The organism is Acetobacter fabarum (assembly GCF_040702925.2).
In the GTDB taxonomy this organism is placed as follows: domain Bacteria; phylum Pseudomonadota; class Alphaproteobacteria; order Acetobacterales; family Acetobacteraceae; genus Acetobacter; species Acetobacter fabarum_B.
On the sequence record NZ_JBFCXX020000022.1, the window covers coordinates 19,648 to 40,775 of the forward strand.

26 protein-coding genes and 1 pseudogene are annotated in these 21,128 nt (G+C 61.8%); all 27 read left to right on the top strand.

Annotated features, from left to right (window positions below):
* Nucleotides 1-732 carry a DUF1376 domain-containing protein gene (locus AB2L51_RS12810; protein ID WP_395582873.1) on the top strand — a complete coding sequence of 244 codons (732 nt, stop codon included), beginning with the start codon at nucleotides 1-3 and terminating at the stop codon, nucleotides 730-732.
* Nucleotides 726-1,301, top strand: coding sequence for a hypothetical protein (locus AB2L51_RS12815; protein WP_395582872.1), 576 nt, complete (start codon nucleotides 726-728; stop codon nucleotides 1,299-1,301). The genes AB2L51_RS12810 and AB2L51_RS12815 overlap by 7 nt, the downstream gene beginning before the upstream one ends.
* A gap of 90 nt (nucleotides 1,302-1,391) precedes the next feature.
* Nucleotides 1,392-1,988, top strand: coding sequence for a hypothetical protein (locus tag AB2L51_RS12820; RefSeq protein ID WP_395582871.1), 597 nt, complete (start codon nucleotides 1,392-1,394; stop codon nucleotides 1,986-1,988).
* Nucleotides 1,989-2,205: 217 nt separating this feature from the next.
* Entirely contained in the window at nucleotides 2,206-2,625 is a 420-nt protein-coding gene (locus AB2L51_RS12825; protein ID WP_395582870.1) for a hypothetical protein, read from the top strand.
* The gene (locus tag AB2L51_RS12830; RefSeq protein WP_395582869.1) at nucleotides 2,561-3,037 is read left to right on the top strand and encodes a terminase small subunit-like protein; all 477 of its coding nucleotides are present in this window, start codon (nucleotides 2,561-2,563) and stop codon (nucleotides 3,035-3,037) included. Before AB2L51_RS12825 ends, AB2L51_RS12830 begins: the two co-directional genes overlap by 65 nt.
* Nucleotides 3,018-4,280 (top strand): PBSX family phage terminase large subunit, encoded by a 1,263-nt coding sequence (locus AB2L51_RS12835; protein ID WP_395582868.1) that lies wholly within the window; start codon nucleotides 3,018-3,020, stop codon nucleotides 4,278-4,280. Before AB2L51_RS12830 ends, AB2L51_RS12835 begins: the two co-directional genes overlap by 20 nt.
* Nucleotides 4,277-5,980 carry a phage portal protein gene (locus tag AB2L51_RS12840; RefSeq protein ID WP_395582867.1) on the top strand — a complete coding sequence of 568 codons (1,704 nt, stop codon included), beginning with the start codon at nucleotides 4,277-4,279 and terminating at the stop codon, nucleotides 5,978-5,980. Before AB2L51_RS12835 ends, AB2L51_RS12840 begins: the two co-directional genes overlap by 4 nt.
* Entirely contained in the window at nucleotides 5,973-7,211 is a 1,239-nt protein-coding gene (locus AB2L51_RS12845) for a DUF2213 domain-containing protein (protein ID WP_395582866.1), read from the top strand. The genes AB2L51_RS12840 and AB2L51_RS12845 overlap by 8 nt, the downstream gene beginning before the upstream one ends.
* An 18-nt stretch (nucleotides 7,212-7,229) precedes the next feature.
* Nucleotides 7,230-7,772: a structural cement protein Gp24 gene (locus tag AB2L51_RS12850; protein ID WP_395582865.1), complete on the top strand. Its 543-nt coding sequence runs from the start codon at nucleotides 7,230-7,232 to the stop codon at nucleotides 7,770-7,772.
* 6 nt (nucleotides 7,773-7,778) lie between these two features.
* Nucleotides 7,779-8,840 (top strand): DUF2184 domain-containing protein, encoded by a 1,062-nt coding sequence (locus tag AB2L51_RS12855; RefSeq protein ID WP_395582864.1) that lies wholly within the window; start codon nucleotides 7,779-7,781, stop codon nucleotides 8,838-8,840.
* A 5-nt stretch (nucleotides 8,841-8,845) separates the two neighbouring features.
* Nucleotides 8,846-9,289, top strand: a complete 444-nt coding sequence (locus AB2L51_RS12860; RefSeq protein ID WP_395582863.1) for a hypothetical protein — start codon at nucleotides 8,846-8,848, stop codon at nucleotides 9,287-9,289.
* A complete protein-coding gene (locus tag AB2L51_RS12865) occupies nucleotides 9,289-9,771 on the top strand; it encodes a DUF4054 domain-containing protein (RefSeq protein ID WP_395582862.1) in 483 nt (160 codons plus the stop codon). Before AB2L51_RS12860 ends, AB2L51_RS12865 begins: the two co-directional genes overlap by 1 nt.
* A gap of 26 nt (nucleotides 9,772-9,797) precedes the next feature.
* A complete protein-coding gene (locus AB2L51_RS12870; RefSeq protein WP_395582861.1) occupies nucleotides 9,798-10,172 on the top strand; it encodes a hypothetical protein in 375 nt (124 codons plus the stop codon).
* Nucleotides 10,133-10,693 (top strand): phage neck terminator protein, encoded by a 561-nt coding sequence (locus AB2L51_RS12875; RefSeq protein WP_395582860.1) that lies wholly within the window; start codon nucleotides 10,133-10,135, stop codon nucleotides 10,691-10,693. The genes AB2L51_RS12870 and AB2L51_RS12875 overlap by 40 nt, the downstream gene beginning before the upstream one ends.
* Before the next feature lie 4 nt (nucleotides 10,694-10,697).
* Nucleotides 10,698-11,861 carry a DUF3383 family protein gene (locus AB2L51_RS12880; RefSeq protein WP_395582859.1) on the top strand — a complete coding sequence of 388 codons (1,164 nt, stop codon included), beginning with the start codon at nucleotides 10,698-10,700 and terminating at the stop codon, nucleotides 11,859-11,861.
* Between the two features lie 2 nt (nucleotides 11,862-11,863).
* Complete coding sequence (locus AB2L51_RS12885; protein ID WP_194300270.1) at nucleotides 11,864-12,298, top strand: phage tail fiber protein; 435 nt, start codon at nucleotides 11,864-11,866, stop codon at nucleotides 12,296-12,298.
* Entirely contained in the window at nucleotides 12,298-12,768 is a 471-nt protein-coding gene (locus AB2L51_RS12890) for a hypothetical protein (RefSeq protein ID WP_395582858.1), read from the top strand. Before AB2L51_RS12885 ends, AB2L51_RS12890 begins: the two co-directional genes overlap by 1 nt.
* A 131-nt stretch (nucleotides 12,769-12,899) precedes the next feature.
* Nucleotides 12,900-13,958 (top strand): hypothetical protein, encoded by a 1,059-nt coding sequence (locus tag AB2L51_RS12895; RefSeq protein WP_400922249.1) that lies wholly within the window; start codon nucleotides 12,900-12,902, stop codon nucleotides 13,956-13,958.
* Between the two features lie 64 nt (nucleotides 13,959-14,022).
* Nucleotides 14,023-14,790: a DNA/RNA non-specific endonuclease gene (locus tag AB2L51_RS12900; protein WP_395582856.1), complete on the top strand. Its 768-nt coding sequence runs from the start codon at nucleotides 14,023-14,025 to the stop codon at nucleotides 14,788-14,790.
* 256 nt (nucleotides 14,791-15,046) lie between these two features.
* Nucleotides 15,047-15,760 carry a hypothetical protein gene (locus tag AB2L51_RS12905; protein WP_395582855.1) on the top strand — a complete coding sequence of 238 codons (714 nt, stop codon included), beginning with the start codon at nucleotides 15,047-15,049 and terminating at the stop codon, nucleotides 15,758-15,760.
* Nucleotides 15,760-16,062 carry a phage baseplate plug family protein gene (locus tag AB2L51_RS12910; protein WP_395582854.1) on the top strand — a complete coding sequence of 101 codons (303 nt, stop codon included), beginning with the start codon at nucleotides 15,760-15,762 and terminating at the stop codon, nucleotides 16,060-16,062. The genes AB2L51_RS12905 and AB2L51_RS12910 overlap by 1 nt, the downstream gene beginning before the upstream one ends.
* Complete coding sequence (locus AB2L51_RS12915) at nucleotides 16,055-17,107, top strand: baseplate hub protein (protein WP_395582853.1); 1,053 nt, start codon at nucleotides 16,055-16,057, stop codon at nucleotides 17,105-17,107. The genes AB2L51_RS12910 and AB2L51_RS12915 overlap by 8 nt, the downstream gene beginning before the upstream one ends.
* Nucleotides 17,097-17,738, top strand: coding sequence for a baseplate assembly protein (locus AB2L51_RS12920; protein WP_395582852.1), 642 nt, complete (start codon nucleotides 17,097-17,099; stop codon nucleotides 17,736-17,738). Before AB2L51_RS12915 ends, AB2L51_RS12920 begins: the two co-directional genes overlap by 11 nt.
* 74 nt (nucleotides 17,739-17,812) lie before the next feature.
* The gene (locus tag AB2L51_RS12925; protein ID WP_395582851.1) at nucleotides 17,813-18,166 is read left to right on the top strand and encodes a hypothetical protein; all 354 of its coding nucleotides are present in this window, start codon (nucleotides 17,813-17,815) and stop codon (nucleotides 18,164-18,166) included.
* Nucleotides 18,153-19,379 carry a baseplate J/gp47 family protein gene (locus tag AB2L51_RS12930; RefSeq protein ID WP_395582850.1) on the top strand — a complete coding sequence of 409 codons (1,227 nt, stop codon included), beginning with the start codon at nucleotides 18,153-18,155 and terminating at the stop codon, nucleotides 19,377-19,379. Before AB2L51_RS12925 ends, AB2L51_RS12930 begins: the two co-directional genes overlap by 14 nt.
* A complete protein-coding gene (locus tag AB2L51_RS12935) occupies nucleotides 19,379-19,951 on the top strand; it encodes a DUF2612 domain-containing protein (RefSeq protein ID WP_395582849.1) in 573 nt (190 codons plus the stop codon). The genes AB2L51_RS12930 and AB2L51_RS12935 overlap by 1 nt, the downstream gene beginning before the upstream one ends.
* A 2-nt stretch (nucleotides 19,952-19,953) precedes the next feature.
* A pseudogene (locus tag AB2L51_RS12940) lies at nucleotides 19,954-21,128 on the top strand (hypothetical protein); the annotation flags it as partial.

Genomic DNA, 21,128 nt, shown 5'->3' on the forward strand with positions numbered 1-21,128 from the left:
ATGAACAACGCACATATCAGTCTGCCGGATGTGGTGCAAGAGCCGCCCCGGCCTTTTCCCGCCCCAATGACCCCACCGCAGAGTGATTTGCGGGGTCTGCCCTTTATGCCGCTCGATACCTGCCGCCTGCTGGATAGCGACCTGTTCGCCCTGAGCACGGGGGACGGGTTTAAATGCGCCGTAGCCCTGTGGTGCAAGGCATGGCAGCAGGTGCCCGCGGGCAGCCTGCCGCATAACGACCGGGTTCTGGCGCATCTGTCCGGCGCGGGCGGGCGGTGGCCCACGCTGCGCACGGTGGCCCTGCATGGGTGGGTCGTCTGCTCGGATGGGCGGCTGTATCACCCCGTTATTGCGCAAAAAGCCAATCAGGCCTGGAAGGCCCGTCTGGCGCAGCGTGCCCGTGCGGCCCGGCGCTGGGGGCATGCGCCGGACGAGAGTGCATTCCCCATACCGGCTCCCGCATGCCACGGCACAGCCCACGCAGATGCAAGGGAGAGGGAGAGTGAGAGGGAGAGCAAGAGTCGCTCACTCCGTTCGCGGGGAAGTAATCAGGCGGATTTAGCGCGGGGGCGTGCCAGCAGGGCGCATGTGCCACACCCGCTGGAGGAGCAGGCCGCGCGGTTGAGGCAGCGTAGTGCGGCTCGCAAACAGGGGCGGGAGGCAGCGCGTAACACGCCGGAGGCGCAGCCCCAGATGGCGGGTGATGACAAACCCGGTAGTGCGGAATGTTGAGCCTGAACGCGCAGGGCCACGGCATGGCGGGCCTGCCCCGGCCCAGTCCCGCACTGGCTGGTCAGCTGGAGGCGTTTCGCCCCGGAGGGTTCGCTCCCCCCGCAGTCCTTGTGGGCGAGGCACGCGCCCTCCTGCCAGCCTATACCCGCGCCCTGTCCCCTCTCCCTGAGCTGGAACTGACCAGCAGGGTAGAGGAGTTTGCCGAAATGCTGAACGCAGGCGTGGTTAACCCATTGCCCGGCGTGGCCCTGCAACTGCGTTGCGTGGCGCTGGTTACAGCCTGCGCCACTGTGCCTGCACTGGCATGGAGCGAGGCCACTGTGCGTCGTGCCCTTGTGGCGTTTACGTTTTTTCCATCCGCGGCACAGTTGGTGGCGCTGCTGGAGGCACAGTGCGGCGAGGCCCGCGCCACGCAGGGCCGGTTGCGCCTGATGGTGGCAGAGGCCGACCGGCGCATGGCGCGCGCACAGGCGCAGGAACTGCGCTGGGCACAATGGGAGCAGCACCATGCGCCACAGCCTGTGTACAACCCTGTGGATAATGTGGATTGTATGCAAAATCAGACCTGATTGCGCACCACTTTACAAAAAATTGAACAGTTTATGGCCCGTTTTCCCCAAAAAGGTGGAAAAGGCAGGGCAGGCAAGGATTTTATGCAAATGAACGCATCCTACACGCAGGTTTCCAAAAAGCAGGGTGGTGTACCGCATGCGGGTCTTTTATCCGCGCAGGCAGGGTGCCCGCCCACGGCCGAGCGGATGGAAAAATCCGTATTTACGGTGGACACGGCAACGCCAGGCAATCCGTTGCGGGTGCTGGGTACGGTGCAGGCGCTGCTGAATGCGCGTGACATTACCCAAGATGCCGCCAATGCAGCGGAACGCTGGTATAGGGACTGGGTGTTTGCCTATGTAGGGCATATTGAATACCCCGCAAACCATACGCCCAATACCCTGACCCGGCATGATGATGTGTCCTGGCAGATGACGCGCGCCCACGCCGCTGGCCGTCTGGCTGATGTGCGCCACGCCCTTGGCCTGTGTGCTGATGTGCGGCTTAAACTGATGCTGGTGGATGAGCTGTCATTCATGCAGATGGGGCGTGTGCTTTTTCCGCATCTGTCAGATGCGCGTGCGCGGCTCAAGGTTTCTGCCCAGTGCGCCATGCTGCTGGAGCAGCTTGAAGGGTTTTATAACAGCCTGCGCCGTGCAAACCAGAACCGTAAAAAACCGCCTTCCGGTGTGGCGGCAGGCTAGGCATGTCGGGAAAAAAGCCGGAACAGGATATGGGTTTGTAAAAAATATGCACAATGTGCGTTTTTTTAACTTGCCATGTGCGCGCAGCCTGCGTATGTAAATACCTACATTGGAATTCCTGCGCCAGACCGCAGCAAGCCGCCCCACCGGGCGGCTTTTTTTATGGGCTGGGCGCTACGCGGTACACAGGACCGTATTCCCCATTTGTGGAAAAATCATGATCCAGTCAGTCAGCTATGCCGATGTGGTGCGCCTGCACCGCACGGATGCCGTGTGTGTTGGCCTGCGCGCGGGCCTGCCCTTACTCTGCTTTTTGGTGCCCGAGTCGGAAAATACACGCCACAGGGCCGATGTTCCCCTTTCGTGGTGCGAAAGTGCGCAGGCCAATCTGCCGCCAGAGGTGCGCGTGCGCTGTGTGGTGCGCGAGCGGGCGGTGCGTGGGCCGGTTGTGGGGCAGCTTCCCCAGCCTGCCATGCAGCGCATTCACGCCATGATCGCGCGCGAGCGTACCAGCCAGACGGTGGAAGGAGGCTGGCCGCACAGGACCACGCCCCACAATAAGGCCAGCACCCATGCCTGCATGCAAAAAAACACCAGCTCCCGGTACGGCACTGCCCGAACCGGCTATTACGCCTGAGGTCTGGGAGCATATCTTCAGTCAGGCGGAGGAAGGCCATACCCTGCGCCAGATCAGCACGGGGGAGGGCATGCCAACATGGGAGCATATGCGCGCCAGCCTGCGTGCAAGCCCCACACTGGCCAGCCGCTACGCCCGCGCCCGGGTGCTGGCGGCAGAAGCGTTTGAAGACAGGCTGTTGCAGGAGGTTCATAGCATTAGCGGGGAAGATACAGCCGCCATGCGCCTGCGGATTGATACCCTCAAATGGATCATGTCCAAGCGTGCGCCCGGCCGTTACGGCGAAAAAGCAGCAGGTGAACCACAGGAGCCCCCCGCAGTCCGGCCCGATGGCAGGCCCCGCACCATTCGTCGTGTGATTGTGGACCCGCAGGTGCGAGAAGCAGTAAAAAATGAGCAGACCAAGCCTTAAAATTCCCACGGCAAGGGTGTTCGCGCCCCTGCTGGCTCCATGTCGTTACAAGGGCGCTTATGGGGGGCGGGGGTCTGGCAAGTCGCATTTTTTTGGCGAATGCGTGGTGGAGGAGCATCTGCGGCTGGCAGGGCACCGCACGGTGTGTATCCGGGAGGTGCAGAAATCCACCCAGTTGTCCTCCCGCCAGTTGATTATTGATAAAATCAGCCAGTTTAACCTGCAACAGTATTTTGATGTGCAGGACAGGGCCATTCGCACACCGGGGGATGGGTTGATTGTGTTTCAGGGCATGCAGAACCACACGGCAGAAAGCCTGAAGTCGCTTGAAGGGTTTGACCGGGCATGGGTGGAGGAGGCGCAGTCCGTCTCCGCCCTGAGCTGGCGCATGCTGCGGCCCACTTTGCGCAAAAAAGGGGCGGAAATCTGGGCATCATGGAACCCTCACGCCCCAACCGACGCGGTGGATGCGTTTTTCCGGGGTGCAGGCTCAGACCGGACGGACCTTGTGGCCGTGCGGGCCAACTGGTCGGATAACCCGTGGTTTGATCAGGGAACCTTGCCAACAGAGCGGCTGGAGGACCAGCGTACCCGTCCCGATGAATACGGGCATGTGTGGGAAGGGGATTACCAGAGTTTTTCCGCGGCCCAGATTTTTGCAGGCCGGGTGCGGGTGCAGGACTTTGCCGTGCCGGAGGGTGCACGGTTTTACTACGGTGTGGACTGGGGTTTTGCCAAAGACCCACTGGCCGCCCTGCGCTGCTTTATTGCGGGCAATATAGTGTATATCGACCATGAAGCCGGAGGCATTGGCGTGGAGCTCGATGCCATACCCGCCGTGCTGGGGCAGGTTCCCAATGCCGGGCAATGGCCATGGAAGGCCGATGGCGCCCGGCCGGAAACCATAAGTTTTCTTGCCCGCACATATGGTTTTCGCATCAGTGCCGCCAAGAAATGGCCCGGCAGTGTGGAGGACGGCATAGCCCGGCTTAAAGCGTTTGACGCCATTGTGGTGCACCCGCGCTGCAAACGGGTTGCGGAGGAATTTCGTTTGTATTCCTACAGAATAGACAAGGACACAGGGGATATTCTGCCCATTGTGGAGGACGCGCATAACCATTGGATAGATGCGCTGCGCTATGCGCTGGACGGGGTTATTCACAACCGGCGCACCATGCCCCGCTTTAACGCCGGAACGCTCCGGCACATTCTGCACGCCAGCAGGGACGGAAAAAACGGATGACAAACTGGTTGGCCCGCCTGCGTGGGCATTCAGGCGCAAACCCTGCGCAGGGTGGGGGAGTGCGCGCGCCCATGGCGGCGCAACGGGGCAAGGCGGGACGGATGGAGCCATTTTTGCCCCATAACCGGCCTGCTGCGACCCCGTTGTCCCCCCGCGCGCCCACTCGCCCGCACACAGGGCATGGCGGGGGTCAGCGGCGTTTGGGTTTTAGTGCCCTGTCTGGCTTTGGTGGCCACACTCTGGAGGAGCCCACCCCCACCTTACAGGATCGGGCGGCGGTACTGTTCCAGCCCTACCAGCCTCCACGTGGTGTGCGCGGGGCAGGGGCGGCTGCTCTGGCCATGGATGAAGGGCTGGGGGCGTATGCCAGCGCACAGTATGGTATGGTCTCGAGCTTTGTGGAGCAGGGGCTTGCCTTTAAAGGTTACCCCACTCTGGCCGCCATGATGCTGCGGGCCGAGTTTAGAAAACCCGTGGAAATTATTGCGCGTGAGGCAACACGGGCATGGATCCGCTTCCGGTGCAACGGCGTGCAGGCCGATGCCGCCCAGACAGCCGAGCACCTGCGTGCGGTGGAGGTGGAGTTCCAGCGCCTGCATGTGCGCGATGTGGTGCGCCGCCAGATTGTGCATGGTCTGGGCTTTGGCGTGGGCCATATATGGATTGGCCTGCGCGGCGTACCCCTGAACGATGCAGGGCAGGCCGTGCCCTTGTGCCTAACCCCGCATGGCATGGCGCGTGGCCAGCTTGAGCGGCTGGTGAACATAGACCCCATATGGACCACACCCAACAGCTATAATGCGGATAACCCGCTGCGGGCGGATTACTACCGCCCGGCGGACTGGTGGGTGCAGGGGGTGCTGGTCAACAGCTCGCGCCTGCTGAGCGTGGTGCCGTTTGAAGTGCCGGATATTCTCAAACCCGCCTTCAACTTTGGCGGTCTGGCCCTGCCGCAGATGCTGGAAACCTACGTGCACAATTTTTTGCGCACGCGGCAGTCGGTATCGGACATGGTGAGCAACTTTGCCACCAAGATTCTGAAAACCGACATGAGCGGCACCATGCAGTCCGATACCGGCGTGCAGTATGCCGATATTGATGCCCAGAGTGTTACTGCACGCGTTGCGGCCATGAATGCCTGGCAGAGCAACAACGGTACGTTCGTGCTCGACCGCGAGAGCGAGGATTTTGACATCAAGTCAGCCCCGCTCAGCGGTCTTGCGGAGCTTCAGGCCCAGTCGCAGGAGTTCATGGCTGGTATTCCCGGTATTCCGCTGGTCAAGCTGTTTGGTATCCAGCCGCAGGGTCTTAACGCGTCCTCGCAAGGAGAAATCAGGGTTTTTTATGACGAGATCGCAGCTTTTCAGGAGGCGCACATGGCCCCCGTGCTGCGGGCTCTGTTTCACCTTGTCCAGCTTAACCTGTGGGGGCGCATAGACCCCGATCTGGATTTTGAGTTCGTTCCCCTGTGGCAGATGTCCGAGCAGGAAGCCGCCGCGGTGGAAAAAACCAAAACCGACATGGACACGGCCAATATCCTCTCGGGCAAGATCACCCCGCACGAGGCCCGTGCGCGTGAGGCGGCGGATGCCCGGAGCCTGTACCGCACCGCAGGGCTTGCCCAACCCATGCCCGGTGGTGGGCCGGATAGGGATTTTGTCAAAACGCCACAGGCAAAAAGAGCAGAACAGTATGAATGACACACTCGCCCATGACCGCATGGGCTCGGTCCGCATGACCGATGAGGACGGACGCCTGCATGTGGCCGCAACCCCCATAAGCAAAGCGTGCGTTAACGCCTATTACGGGCGTGAAATACCCGGTGCGGATGCGCTGGGCCTTGCCCCGGACAGGCTGTACAACCTGCTGCGTGACCCTGCGGAACTGGCCCGCGCAGCCTCCAGCTTCAATGCTCTGCCGGTGCTGGCCGAACATGCCCACGTTACCGCCGCCGCCCCACGGGCCGATCTGGTTGTGGGCACCACGGGCACCAATGCGCGTTTTACCAGCCCGTATCTGACCAATTCCCTGGCGATCTGGAATGCCGGGGCCATTCATAACATCCGCTCGGGCGCGCAGCGCGAACTTTCCTGCGCGTACCGCTACACGCCGGTCATGGAGGCAGGCCAGTTTGAAGGCCAGCCCTATGACGGGCGCATGACCAACATTCGCGGCAACCACGTGGCCCTTGTGCCCAGCGGGCGTGCCGGGCCGGATGTTGTGGTGGCGGATGCCAAACCAAAGGACATTGCTATGGTTCAAACACACGCAGCCCCCACGGCGGGGCAGGTTTTTGCCCGTCTTGGCACGGCTTTTGCCACAGGCGCACTGGCCATGACCGCAAGCCTGAACGAGCTGGAAACATGGCTCAGGCACACCGGCATGGCCAGTGCGCAGGGTATGCCAGAAGGGGCGGCCCCCCCGGTGCCGCCGGATAATGGCGAAGCAGAGGCAGGGGGGAGTGGTACTGGCCACGCAGCCCATACCACCGCAGGCAGCACCTCCTCATCCCCGGAGCAGATGCCCCTCCGTTCGGTCACCGAGCAGGACCGGGCGGCACAGCCTGCCACTGCGCAGGACAGTGCGGTGCAGAGTGCCGTTGCCGCGGCTCTGGCCGCCGAGCGCACCCGTGCCGCAGGCGCGCAGGAAGCCCGTAGCCTTGTCCGCCCGCTGGTGGGCGATGTGCTGGGTATGGACAGTGCTGCCGATATTCTGCGCTACGCTCTGGCCGAACAGGGTGTGGGCACGGAGGGCGTAAACGAGCCGGGGCTCAAAGCTCTTGTGCTGGCCTGCCTTGGCACGGCGGCTCCCCCCGCCGCATCCGGCATGGGGGACCGCGCGGGGTATGCGCTGGGCGCGGCCGATCATGCGGCCCCCCATGCGGCGCATCTGGCAACCCGCTTTGGCGTGCCTGCGCCGCGCAAACTTTAAAACAGAAAGGAAAAAGCAATGCCTTTTCCCAATACAGTGCATTATGGCTGGCCTGCCGGGTTCCCCGGTGCATGGGCCAGCCAGAACCCCCAGCGCATGGTTGTGCCCGGGGCTAACGGGTTTTGTGCCGGGGCGGGGGGTGTGGTTGTGGCCGCCTTTGCCTGGGTACAGGCTGACGGCACCACTGTGCTGAACAAGCCTGACCCGACAAACCCCAAGGCAGCACCAACAGGTTTTGTTGTGCGGGCCCAGCAGGGGCAGGCCACACAGTACATGCAGCAGAACACCATGACCATTGCGCAGGGCTTTATGGTGGGGCTGGCCGAAGGGGGGGATGTGTTCGCTCAGGCGACTACGGCCTCGGCCACGGGGCAGGCGGTTTATGCCTCCCTCAGTGATGGCACGCTCCAGTGTGCGGCCGCAGGGGCAGCCCCTACCGGTACGGTGGATACGGGCTGGTCGGTGGCGCAGGGGGCGGCTGCGGGGCTGCCGTTCATTATCACCGGCCCACTTGCGGGTGCGCGTAGCGCGCTGCCCTCCACCTCTGGTACAGGGAACTAACAGGGTATGAGCACTTTTTTCCGGAACGATGCACCAGCCCTTGCGCGGGACTGGGGGATCCATCTTGGCGGTGTCAGCCGCTATTTTTCCGAACTGGCGCAGGATGCGGCCTTGCCTGCCAATATGGCGGTGACCGCGCCCAATAGCGGTATTCCCGCCCTGTTCACCACTTACACAGACCCGGTGGTTATTCGCGCTCTGGTAACGCCCACCCGCTCGGAGGCCATTTACGGCACCGCCCGTAAAGGGGACTGGACAACCGATACCGCACAGTTCCCGGTTGTGGAACTCTCCGGTTATGCCGCGGCGTATGATGATTACAGCCCCGCGGGCACGGTGGATTCCAACGCCAACTGGGTGCAGCGCCAGTCTTTTTATTACCAGACATGGACCCGCTGGGGCGAGCGCGAGGTGGAGCGCATGGGGGCCGCAAAGATCGACTGGGTCAACCAGAAAAACCTTGCCTCTGCCTCGGTCCTGAACCGTAACCAGAACCAGATCAACCTGTTCGGCGTTGCCGGGCTGGAACTGTATGGTGCGCTTAACGATCCCAATCTGCCCCCCGCCATTGCCCCCACGCCCAAATTTGCGGCGTCCGGCACGGCGGCAGCGGGCAACACATGGGCGGACACAACAGACCCCGTGCAGGTTTATGCTGATATTCTCAAGGCTTTTGGTACGCTGTCCGCGCAGATGGGTGGCAACCTGACGCTTGAATCGCCCCTTACGCTGGTTATTCCCACCGAGCGGCAGCAGTGCCTGCTCTATACCAACCAGTATCAGGTCGCGCTGAGTGACCTGCTGAAGAAGAACCTGCCCAACCTGACCATCCAGACCCTGCCCGAAGCCGGGGTTACGCTGGGTGGCGGGCAGGTGGCCACCACGCTCATGCAGCTGTTTGTCAGCGAGGTGGAAGGCCAGCAGGCCGTGACCACCGCTTTTACCGAAAAACTGCGTGCCCATGCGGTGGAACGGTATTCCTCCAGCTTCCGGCAGAAAAAATCGCAGGGCACATGGGGGACCATCTGGTTCTACCCGCAGGCCTGCGTCACCATGGCAGGGGTTTAAAACCAATGGCAGCAGCATCTTCCAATGCCTCCCGCGCAGGGGGCACGGTTACGGTTATCTGCCGCATGCCCGCAGGGCTTGTGCTGGACCTGTATGACACGGCCGAACTGGCCGCGCGGGCCCGTGCGGTCACTCCGGTTATGGCGCCCCCCAAACCCAGCGCGCGCGTGCGGCTGAATGGAGCCAAGGCAGACCCGCGCTACCATGCGCGGGATAACCTGTTGCTGGGCATGGGGGGGCGTACACAGGTGGATGCCAGTTTCTGGCAGGCATGGCTGGCGCAGAACCCCAATTTTCTGCCGCTCAAAAACGGACTGATTTTTGCCCAGCCCGATATGGATGCCGCCGGGGCGGAACTGGCCGAACGTGGCCAGCAGCGCACCGGGCTGGAAGGGCTGGAGCCCACCAGCCTGCCCGGTGTAACACCCTTTGCCCGGGATGCCGCCTGATGCCCGATGCCACCACAACCACTGTGTCTGCAACGGCGGCCACCATAACAGATGCCGCCATGCCGGGCGTGGTCGTGTTTGATTACACGGCCTGGTCGGCCCGGTTCGCAGGGCTTGCAGCCAGTGTGGGGGCAGCGCAGGCACAGGCCTGTTTTGAGCAGGCTACGCTGTACCTGCCCAATACCCCCACAGGCCCGGTGCCCGATACAGGGCGGCGTGCGCTGCTGCTGGGGTTGCTGGTGGCCCATATTGCTACGCTTGAACTGCCACAGGAGCAGGGAGGCAATGGCGGTCTGGTGGGGCGTTTGGCCTCCGCCAGCAGGGGGAGTGTGTCGGTCACAACCGATTACGCCACCCAGACCGAGCGCGCGGCATGGTTTGCCCAGACCCAGTACGGGGCGGCCTTCTGGGCGGCCACGCGGGGGCTGCGGCAGGCACGCTACGTGCCCGGTGGACCGCAGATGCCGCGGATATGGCCCTGATTTTTGTGTAACCGGAGTGTTCCGCCATGCAGATTTTTGCACTGGCTGGTCGGCTGAGTGGTGCGGTCAACCCCTGTGTTGCGGCAACCCTGCTGGCCAGCACGGGGAGTGTAACCAACCCCGATGGTAGCCAGACCCCCACCTACACCGCACTGGATTTGCAAATAGAGGTGCAGGCCGTAGCGGGGGAGGATCTGCAACAGGTGCAGAATATTGCCCAGCAGGCGGACAGGCGCGTGGTGTACCTGCCTGCCGCCGCCCGTGCGCTTAACGGCGCATTGCAGTGTGGGGGCGATATTTTGCAGTTTTACGGAGCGGACTGGCTCATTACCCAGTCCCTTGAACAATGGGGGGAGGGGGAATGGTCCAAGGTTCTGGTTATACGGCAGAACAGCCCATAGGCGTAACCTTCCCCGATGATGGGCAGATTTATGGGGCTGTGCGCAACTGGCTGCTCAGCACCCTGCCCTCATGCGTGCAGGTAGTGCAGGGCCAGCAGAACCGCGTGGCCCCACCTTTAGCTCCTTTTATCACCATGACTCTGGTGGAACGCACACGCCTTGCCACCAATAGCTGGAGTTACACCCCCACCACGCGGGAGGTGCGCGAACCCGTAAGGCTGGGCGTGCAGCTTGGCGTTTTTGGCTGCGGTGCGGGGAGCTACGTGCAAACCATAGCCGCCCTGTGGCGCGACCCGCAGGCCGGTGCCTTTTTTACGAGTCTGCCGTTCCCGCTTGCCCCGCTGGATGTGGAGGCCCCCACCCAGTACGGCTTCAGGGACGCCGAACATCAGTATGAAGAAAACTGGACTGTAACCCTGCACATGCAGGTCACATTCAGCCTGAGTATTGCTCAGGATTTTGCAACAACCCTTTCGGTCATCGCACTGAGTGCCGATGTATCCGACCCGCCAGAGGAGTAACGCTGTGGCTGGCATTCCCATTTCCACCATTGTCAAGGTCACCCCCGGTGTACTGGCCGCCGGTGGCAGCCTGAACGCCCTGACCGGCCTTGTCCTGAGCACCAATGCCGCTGTTGTGCCCGTGGGCACCGTAAAGGACTTTACCGCCGCGGCCGATGTGGGTGCGGCATTTGGTACGGAGTCCGTAGAATACCAGATGGCCTGCGTATATTTTGCAGGCTACACCAATGCGGCCCTGACGCCCGCCCATCTTCTGTTTGGGGGGTACGCAAACCCCGCAACCGGGCAGAGCGTGGCCGGGCAGCTGACAGCCCTGCGCGCCACCAACGCCGCGTGGAATGCCCTGGCCCCCGCTTTTGAGCCTGATCTGACGGACAAGCAGGCCATGGCCCAGTGGGTGGCCACTCAGGGGAACACCGTATGGGCCGTGCTGTGGGATACGGACACCCAGGCCACCACCCAGAACAGCACAACCGCATTTGGCGTATGGCTTAAAAACCAGAACCTGAGCGGGGTCAGCGCTGTGTACAACGACCCACAAACGGCGGCACTCTGCCTTGGGTGGATGGCTTCCCTCTCCTTTGGTACAACGGCGGGGCGGCAGACGCTGGCCATGGTGCAGGATGCATCGGGGCTGATTGTGCCGCCTGTGGTGGATGGCACAACGGCCGCAACACTGCTGGATAACGGCTACAATTTTTACGGTGCGTATGCCAATGGTTCCAGTACGTTCCAGTTCATGCGGCCCGGTTGTGTGTCTGGCCCGTTCCTGTGGGCGGATAGTTACGTCAACCAGATCTGGCTCAATGCCAGCCTGACCTCGGACCTGATCACCCTTTTGCTCAATACCGGGCAGATTCCGTACAATACGGAGGGCGATACCCTGGTGGCCGCCGCCGTGCAGGGCACCATTACGCAGGCATTGGGTTTTGGGGCCATTCAGCCCGGTGTGGCGTTAAGCACGGCGCAGAGGCAGCAGATCAACAATGCCTCGGCCGTGGCGACGGCGGCGGACAGCGTGGCCACGCGAGGGTGGTATTTTATGCCCAACGTGTCCAGCGCTGCCGCGTCCTTCCGTGTGGCGCGCACCACCCCGCCCGCGCGCCTGTGGTACGCGGATGGCCAGAGCGTGCAGGCCATTACCCTGAACAGTGTTGAGGTACAGTAATTATGGCGCTCGATATTTCGGCAGCCAATGCCATTTTCACCATAACCGTGCCGGGCCTGTACAATGCGCCGGTCACACTCAAGAACTTTTCAACCGACCGGGCGTGGGATGTGGCGGAGCAGAACTGCGCACATACCCAGATGTCGATAGATGGTTACCTGAACGCGGGTTTTGTGCCCGAACCCGTGGAGCAGTCCATTACGCTTTCTGCCGCAAGCGAGAGTGTAATCGTGTTTGAAGCTATTATGACTGCCCAGCAGACCGCGCGCACGCTCTACCGTCTTGGGGCGGAAATTACGCTCACCGGCACAGGTCGCAAATACACACTGGTCAATGGTGTTCTGCACGGTGTCTCTCCCATGCCCAGTGCCGGGCGTCTGCTGGCAGACCGGCATTTTGCCGTAAGCTGGCAGGCCATTTACCCGGCGGGGCTGTAATGGCTATCCGCCAGATCAGCGTGACCGTCCCGCTTGAAGGGGCGGATTACGGCAAGGTGTTTGTCATTACCCGCATGTCCGCCATGGAGGCGGACCAGTGGGGGCGGCACTGCCTGCAGGCGGCCATTGCTTCGGGCGCGGATATTCCGGGGCTGGAGGTGGATGCCGGGCTGGCCGGGCTTGCAGCCGTGGGGCTGGGCATTTTTGGTGCCATGGACCCCGAGCGGATGGACAGCCTGCTGGACCGGCTCATGCGCTGTGTGAGCGTACAGCCCGACCCGCGCAACGCCGCCGTGCGCCGCCCGCTGGATGAGAGCGATCTGGAGGAAATCCCCACCGTTGGCTGGCTCCAGAAGGAAGCTTTTGCCCTGCATGTGGATTTTTTCAAAGGCGTCGGCCCGTTGTTTTCCCTTCTGTCGGCACTGCTTCAGACAGAACCCGGCGCGCCGCCGCCCGATGCTCCAATGTAAGCGAGCGGCACGCGCTGGTCATGCTCGAAGGGCTGGCCAGCCTGTGCGAGCTGCAAACCGTTTATGACAGCGAGGATTTTGAAAACCTGCTGGAAATGGCCCTTATCAAACGCTTTAACAGGTAAAACGCAATGGCAACGCTTACACAGTGCCTGACTGCTGTCTTGCTAGCCCGGTATTCCGGTGGGGCAGGCGTGGTGCCGGTGCATGCCGCAATGGCGCGGATCGTGCTGTCTGTGCTGGTGGGGGCGGGGCAGCGCGGGGCCTCTGCGTTCAGGCCGGGGGGTACACATGGGCGGGGTGTGGTGGCAGCCCTTATGGCCACGCTCCCGATGGTGCGGGCAGAAGGGGCCGGGCTGGCCGGGGCACAGGTGCCGGGTACGGCAGCCCTTTCCCCCGGAATGTCCCTCCCTGCGGTGCAGCCATTGACGCAGGTTGGTAAGAGTCCGTCCGCGTTAAGCAGCTTTTTGCAAAAATGGTGGCAGGCCCCTACGGTATCGCATGCCCTGTGGCAGATGCCGGAGCGGCCTGTGGCACCAGATGGAGCGGTGCAGGCTGGGGTAACCCGGCAGGGCGTGGCCTTACCCGGTATAGCCCTTACCGGGGCTGTGCCGCAGGGGGCAGGCGTGCGCAGAAGTGTTGTGCTGCTGGCCTCCCCCGAGCAGGCATTTGTGCAGTCCTCCGCCTCTCACCAGTCTTCCATTCTGGTGCCTGATGCCGCAGAGGGTAGGGTTATGCGCGCCCTTGCAGGCGGTCATGGGCAAAAGATTTACGTTCCGGCCGGGCATGGCGTGGCCATGCTGCTGGGGCATATGGCGGCGACACGGACACAAAAAAATGCGGCGTTTGGGGCAGTGCGCAGGATGCACGGCGTTTACGGCACAGTGCGCGCCATGCCGCACCATGCCGGGCTGATGGCGGGTGTTCTGCACCATGCTGGTGTGTCTGGGGGGCTGGAGGGAGCAGCACAGGGGGAACTCCCTCATGTGCCGGATTACCTGCGTGCAACCAGCCGGGCCGTGGGGGTTGCCAGTATGGTGCTCCCTTCCACGGCTTCCGTCCCTGCGGTGCAGGCACAGATTACGGTCAACGCCCCCAACAGCACCCCACAGGCTATCGGGAATGAGGTCGCCCACCGGATGAGCACACTGCGCATGCAGGCGCGGCAGGCCAATATGGGGCAGTTCTAGGCTCTGGGCCGTTGAGCGGTGCAGGGTGCTGGCATGGTCTATCATGCGGACAGGAAACTGGTTTATGGTGCGCCCCATGCGTGCGGTACTGGCTTTTTTTATAGGGTGTTCTGTTGCTGTTCCCGCTTGGGCGGAAGAGGAACAATGCCAGGCATTCGGGGTGAATGCCCAGTTGCCAGCACTGACCAGCCTCCAGTTGGAACAGGGGACGACCCTGCTGTGTAACCGTGGGTATGCGGCCCTTGTGTCCACCGTGTCGCACGGGCCGTTATGGGCGGCGGAACACCTGCGGGCGAATGATCTGGCCGCTGCGGCCGACCTGCCGCGTAAAGGGCATTTTTATGCCGACCCGCGCTGGCCCGGTGGTGCCGCGCTGAGCGATTACAGGCGCACAAAACCCTATGACCGCGGGCACATGGCCCCCAGTGGGGATCAGCCAACCCTACAGGCCCAGCAGGAAACCTACGCCCTGTCCAACATTGTTCCTCAGGCCTCTGCGCTCAACAAGGGGATCTGGGCGCGCATGGAGCACGAGGTGCGCCTGCTGGCCGAGCGCGAGGGCGAACTGTATGTGGTCACTGGTCCGGCTTTTCATTTACGCCCCATTGCCACGCAGGGGCATGACCATGTGTATGTGCCAAGCTCGGTATGGAAGGCCGTTTACTCCCCCACGCGGGGCAGGGCGGGGGTGTATGTGTGCAAAAACCGGCCCGTTCACCCCCATTGCGACCAGGTAAGCGTGCAGACCCTTACCCGCAATACGGGGGTGGACCCGTTCCCCGCCGTGTCTGCGCAGGTCAAGGCGCAGGAGTGGCGTCTGCCTTCCCCCTGAAGGTTTTGCCGCCCTCCAGCCTTTTGGAGCAGGGCGGGCAATATGGTCTGTAACCCGTATCAGGCGGCCCATAATGGTCGTTTTTTTGTTGCGCTCACTCTTGCCACCCATTCCCACGGCCTCGTGCCTCGTGCCTCGTGCCTCGTGCCTCGTGCCTCGTGCCTCGTGCCTCGTGCCTCGTGCCCTCCACACGAGTACACTGGCGCAGCCCTTTTCCCCTTTGTTTTTGTCATTCCACAGGATGGAGTTTGCCATCATGCCCATGCTTCCCATCAGCCTGCCTCCCATATGGGATGTGCCCGTGGCGGCAGGGGTGCCTGCCCTTCTGGGCCAGTCGGTTAAGGCAGGGGTTTCGGCCTCGGCCTCCACAGCCGTGGCAACCATGCTGAATGCCGCTGTTCTGGCGCAGGCCGAGCGGCAATGGGGTGTTTTTACGCCCGATAACAAACCGGTCCTGACATCGGGGCATGTGCGTGCGCTGGATGTGCAGAGCCAGTGCCGCATCGCCACTGCCCCGCTGGAGAACGGGTCCTTCCTGTCCTACAACAAGGTGCGCATGCCCGGCCAGTATGGGGTGGAAATGCTGTGCGATGGGTCCAGCATGGAACTGGGCAGTGCGAGTGTGCTGGGGGATCTGCTCAGCACGCTGGGTATGCCCGCCCTTTCTGGCGGGTTGCAGGCGCGTGCGCTGTTTGTGGCGGCACTGGATGCATTGGTGGCCGACCTTGGCCTTTACCACATTGTTATGCCCGAGGCGGTTTACGCCAATGTCAACGTAACCGGCTATCGGATCCGGCGAGATGTGCATGCAGGGGTTAGCATGCTGGTGGCCGAACTGGTTGTGCAGGAGGTGCGGCTGGGGGCCAGCACGACATATGCGGGCACCGCCACCCCACAGGGGCAGGCTGTGCGGAACGGAGGGCACGTGCAGGCCCTTGCCTCCAACATGAGCGTGGCGGGGTTTTTGTAATGGCGGTTGTTATTCCCCTGAGCGCGGTTGCCTATCAGAGCCTGCGCGTGCCGCTTTCGGGGCAGGCATGCAGGCTGGATGTGCAGCAGCGCAGCACCGGCCTGTACGCCGCCCTGTGGGTGGATGACAGCCCCGTACTGGCAGGCGTGCTGTGTCAGGACCGCACATGGCTTGTGCGCCAAAGTGCCACCACCTTGCCCGGTGACCTGGCCTTTGCAGATACGCAGGGCACGCAGGACCCCGATTACACCGGCCTTGGCAGCCGTTTTGTGCTTGTTTACGCGGAGGACGCCAATGGCTGAGACTGTACAGGACGGCACGGTAGCCGCCGGGGGTACGCTGGGGGAGCAGGGGGGCGCACAGCCAGTCGCCTTGGTCAACCGGCAGGTGGACGTGGTGTTTACTCTGGCGCAGGACGGGTTTGGTCCTGCCGGGGCAGAAACAATAACCCTGAGCGGCTATTGCGTGCACTGCCAGATCATGAGCACGGGGCTGGAAAGCGGGATGACCTGCGCCTTGCGGGTGGAAGGGCTGGCGCAGCCTCTGCTCAACCGCCTTTCGCTCATGCAGGCGGGCATGGCGGCGCAAACGCGTAACACGGTGACCATTATGGCGGGGAACGGTGCCGCACAGGGCAGCCTGCCGGTTGTGTTTTCGGGCGGCGTGGTCGAGGCTTTTGTGGATTACGCCAACAGCCCCGATGTGGCGTTTGAGGTCCGCGCCCTCTCAGGCGCATTGCCAGCGGCCGTGCCGGTGACGTCAACATCGTTTGGGGGAGATGTGCCCGTTGCTACGGTCATGCAGGCATTGGCCAGCAAGGCGGGGCTGGGTTTTGCCAATTATGGCGTGCAGACCCTGCTGCGCGGAGGGGTGTACTACAAGGGGTCCGTGGCCGAGCAGGTGGATAGCTGTGCGCGCGCGGCCCGTATTTCCTACCAGATCGGGGTGGGGGTGCTGGCCATATGGCCTGCGGGTATGGAGGCGGATGGGCCGGTACACCCTGTCAGCGTGGCGACCGGGCTGGTGGGTTACCCGAGTTACAGCCAGTACGATGTGGCGTTCCAGACCGTGTTCAACCCCGACATCCGGTTCAGGGATACGGTTAGCCTGCAAACCGGAGCCTCCATGCAGGCTACGGCAGGGGGGACCACGGGCCTTGCCTCCACACAGGCCGGGTCTGCGCAGGCCAGCCAGACGCGCACTGGTGGCGGCACACTGCCCACAAGCGGATTGTGGGTTGTGCAGAACGTGCACCACGACCTGCAAACCGAACAGCCCGATGGGTCATGGTTCACAACAGTAGAGGCGGCAAGGCCAGACTTTGCCGGACAGGCATTTGCAAGATAAACTGGTAGGCTCCCTGCGCGCCGAGGATGGGGCAAGTGCGTTTAACGCCACCAACGCGGCCATTCGGCGGGTGCTGGCCATGCTGGGAGCTACGGCTCTTGTGCAGGTACGTGCCGTGCGCGGAACAGGGCTGGAGCCGGTGGGCATGGTGGATGTGCAACCCATGGTCCACCAGCAGGACGGGGCAGGTCGCACCATGCCGCACGGGCTGATCCACAACGTGCCCTACCTGCGTCTGCAAGGGGGCCGCCGTGCGCTGATCTGTGACCCGGCGGTGGGAGATATCGGGGCCATTATTGTCTGCGGGCGGGATATTGCCAGCGTAAAAAGCACCCGCCAGCCAGCAGCCCCCGGCTCCTACCGCCAGCATGATTACGCAGACTCCCTGTATATTGGCGGGTTTTTAAATGCTCCCCCGCAGGAATACGCTGGCTGGGTGGGGGAGGATTTTGTGCTGAGTACTACAGGCCGCTTTGTAGTGAATGCCAGCCAATGCCAGATCAACTGTGCAGTACAGGTGCAGGGTGGGCTGAGTGCACAGGGGGATGTGCAGGCCGGGCAGATCAGCCTGCAAAACCATACCCATGCAGGTGTGCAGCCCGGTGCAGGCAAAACGGGTGCTCCGCAATAAGGCGCATGTGCGCGCAATAGACACTGTTTTTTGTAACGTACCGCCCCATTGGGCGGTTTTTTTATTGGGGCACCATGAACACGCTGCTGCTTGACCGGACCACATGGGACCTTCTGCCCGATGCCAGTGGCAATATGGCCGTGGCATCGGGCTCTTATGCCGTATGCCAGAATGTTTCTTCTGCCATAAGGGTTTTTATGGGTGAATGTTACTACAACACCGCAACCGGACTGCCCTACCGCCAGCATATTCTGGCCCATATGCAGGCTGCTCCCGTGTTTCGGATGCAGGCGGAGCAGGCAGCCTGTGCCGTGGCCGGTGTGGCCGCCGCCCGGTGTGTGCTGACCGGCATTGCCGCCAACCGCCAGTTATCTGGCTATGTTCTTGTATCCACCACTTCGGGAGATGTGCAGCATGTCGGGTTCTAACACAGTAGGGACTACTGCCGTACCCGCCCCAACCATGACCGATGCGGGGTTTGTGGCTCCGGCGGAAAGCGATATTCTGGCCGGTATTCTTGATGATATGAACGCCGCTTTTGGCAATGTGCTCAATACCGACCTGTCCACTCCGCAGGGCCAGCTTGCCATGTCCCTTACCGCCATTGTGGGCGATGCGTATGACCAGATGCTTGCCTTATTCAATGGTGTGGACCCCGCACGAGCGGCAGGGCGTATGCAGGACGCCATTGGCAACCTGTATTTCATGACCCGTAAACCCGCCACGGCTACGGTGGTCACCTGCCAGTGCTCGGGTGCGGCGGGTACTGTTGTACCACAGGGTACACTGGTGCAGGACGGGAGCGGCAACACCTATGCGGCCGATGGCGCCATAACGCTGGATGCCACGGGGTATGGGGTGGGCACGTTTTCGTGCACTGTTACGGGGGCGGTGGAATGCCCGCCGCTGAGTCTGGGCGTGTACCAGTCTGTTGTGGGGCTGACCAGTGTGAGCAACGCCGCAGCAGGGGTGCCGGGGCAGGCGGTGGAAGGGCGGCAGGCGTTTGAACTGCGCCGCCAGCAGACCGTAGCGCACAATGCCATGGGGCCGCTGGATGCGCTGGCGGGGGAGGTATTATCCACCCCCGGTGTGACCGATGTCTATGTAAGCGAAAACAGCACGGCAAACCCTGTAACCGCAGGTGGGGTAACGCTGCCCCCGCACAGCCTGTACGTGTGTGTGAATGGTGGGCTGGATACGGATGTGGCCTTGGCCATCATGCGCAAAAAAACACCCGGCTGTGCAAGTGTGGGCACAAGCAGTGTGGTTGTGGCGGACCCCAATGCAGCTTATGCCAAACATCCACAATATACCGTGCAGTTTACCCGTGCGCAGGCAACACCTGTTTATGTGGCGGTGGTGCTGGCGGGTGGGGTTGCCGTGCCATCTACAGCCGTGGCGGATGTGCAGGCCGCCCTTGTGGCGGGGTTTGAAGGGGCCACAGGCACGCAGCGTGTGTCCATTGGTGGCACGATTTACGCCAGCAATTTTTATTCCAGTGTCAGCGGAGTGGGGGACTGGGTTAAAATTGTCGGCATAACCGTAGGACTTTCTGCCCAGCCCGCCGCCTCCACCGTGCAGGTCAATATTGATCAGATCCCTGTTGTTTCAGCCGCAACAATTACTGTGCAGGTGCTCTGATGGAGGGCGTGCAACAGACTTTTTTATCCCAGTATGCCAATGCGCCGCGTATGCAGGCACTGGTTGCAGGCTGGAACCAGATGCTCGACCCCGCAGCCCTGATTGACCAGTGGTACAGTCAGGTCTGGGACCTGCACACCGCACAGGGGTATGGGCTGGACATATGGGGCCGCATTGTTGGGGTTTCCCGCGTGTTAAGTCTTTCTGCCCAGTCCTACCTCGGGTTTTATGAAGCCTCGGACCTGACGGAGGAAGGGTTTGCCAACGCACCATGGTACCGGGGGGTGGAGGCAACCAGTAATTACCGTCTGTCTGATGATGGTTACCGCCAACTGATATATGCCCGTGCGCTGGCCAATATTTCCGGCGGGTCGGTGTTTGAGATCAACCAGATTCTGACAACGCTTTTTGCCGGGCAGGGCGACGCCTATGTGCGTGACAATAACGACATGAGCATGACCTACGTATTCAGCTTTGTGCCTACTGCCGTGCAGGTCAGCATTATCCAGAACAGTGGTGTTTTGCCCCGGCCCGCGGGTGTTTCCGTATCCTACCAGATTCAGGGTAATTGATCATGAAAAGCACAGATGACCGCAAGCTGTTTGGCACGCCCATAGGGGCGGCAGCCGTTGCGGGCAATATTGCGGTTATTCCGCAAACACAGGCCACGGTGGGCGATGGCACGGCCTCGGTCGCACTTGGCTTCCCACCCGAAACCTTTATTGCCCGCGCAGCCGGGGGCGAACCACCCCGTGGGCAGGACATGAACGGCCTGCTCAACCTGCTCTCCAGCGCCATGCAGGTGTTGCAGGCAGGCTGGGTCGGGGCGTTTGATGCAGGCTTTGCCCAGTCCATCGGGGGGTACCCCGCCGGGGCCATTGTGGCGGGGGTTGTGCCCGGCGCATTCTGGGTCAGCATGGCGGATGCCAATGTTTCCATCCCCGGTGCAACCGGCGCGACCTGGCAGAGTCTGTTCAATGGCTATGCCACGCAGACATGGGCCAACGGGCAGTTTCTGCAACTCGCCAATGCTGCAGTGCAGGCGGTAACCGGGCCTGTTACGTTCTCTGGCATAACCACGGTGCCAACGCCTACGGACTACACCAAGAAGCAGGCCATCGGCGCGTCTGATGCGGACGGACGGTATGGACGTCTATCTTCTGCCAATACGTGGACTAATAGTCAGATTTTTAATTCATGGATAGCTTGCTCAAATGCTTTAGCAATAAATGTAACATCACGAAATAAATGGATTAACTTCTATATTGATAATAGCGATAATGTTACAATAGATCTGAATGCTGGAACAAATGCAGTTTCAGGAATAAATCTAGGGTGGCTCCGGTTTAATGCACAAGGACATATCGCGACGCCGATTGGGTCTGTAGCATTCCTGTCTGACATCTCCCAAACCACCCATTCAGGAAATGCCGGAGATGCGGGTAGTTTTGCCATTACTGTGTACACAGACCCGTCCACACCAAGCGGTCGGCGTTACCGCATTTCGGGGCAGACGGCAGCCTTTACGGGGGAAAGTCGCCAAACCATATCGTTGCCCCTGACCCTGAATGGCATTCTACCTGGAGCGTGGGGGGCTACCACGTTCTGGAACGTCAATACATCTACCTTAGGGAATGACCAATTTGCACAGATCATTGGAGCCCCAACGGTTTCGTCGATTACTGTTAATATGGCTGTGACTGCGGACCCCTCGCTGACGTGGCCATGTTACGCAACATGGTGGGTTGA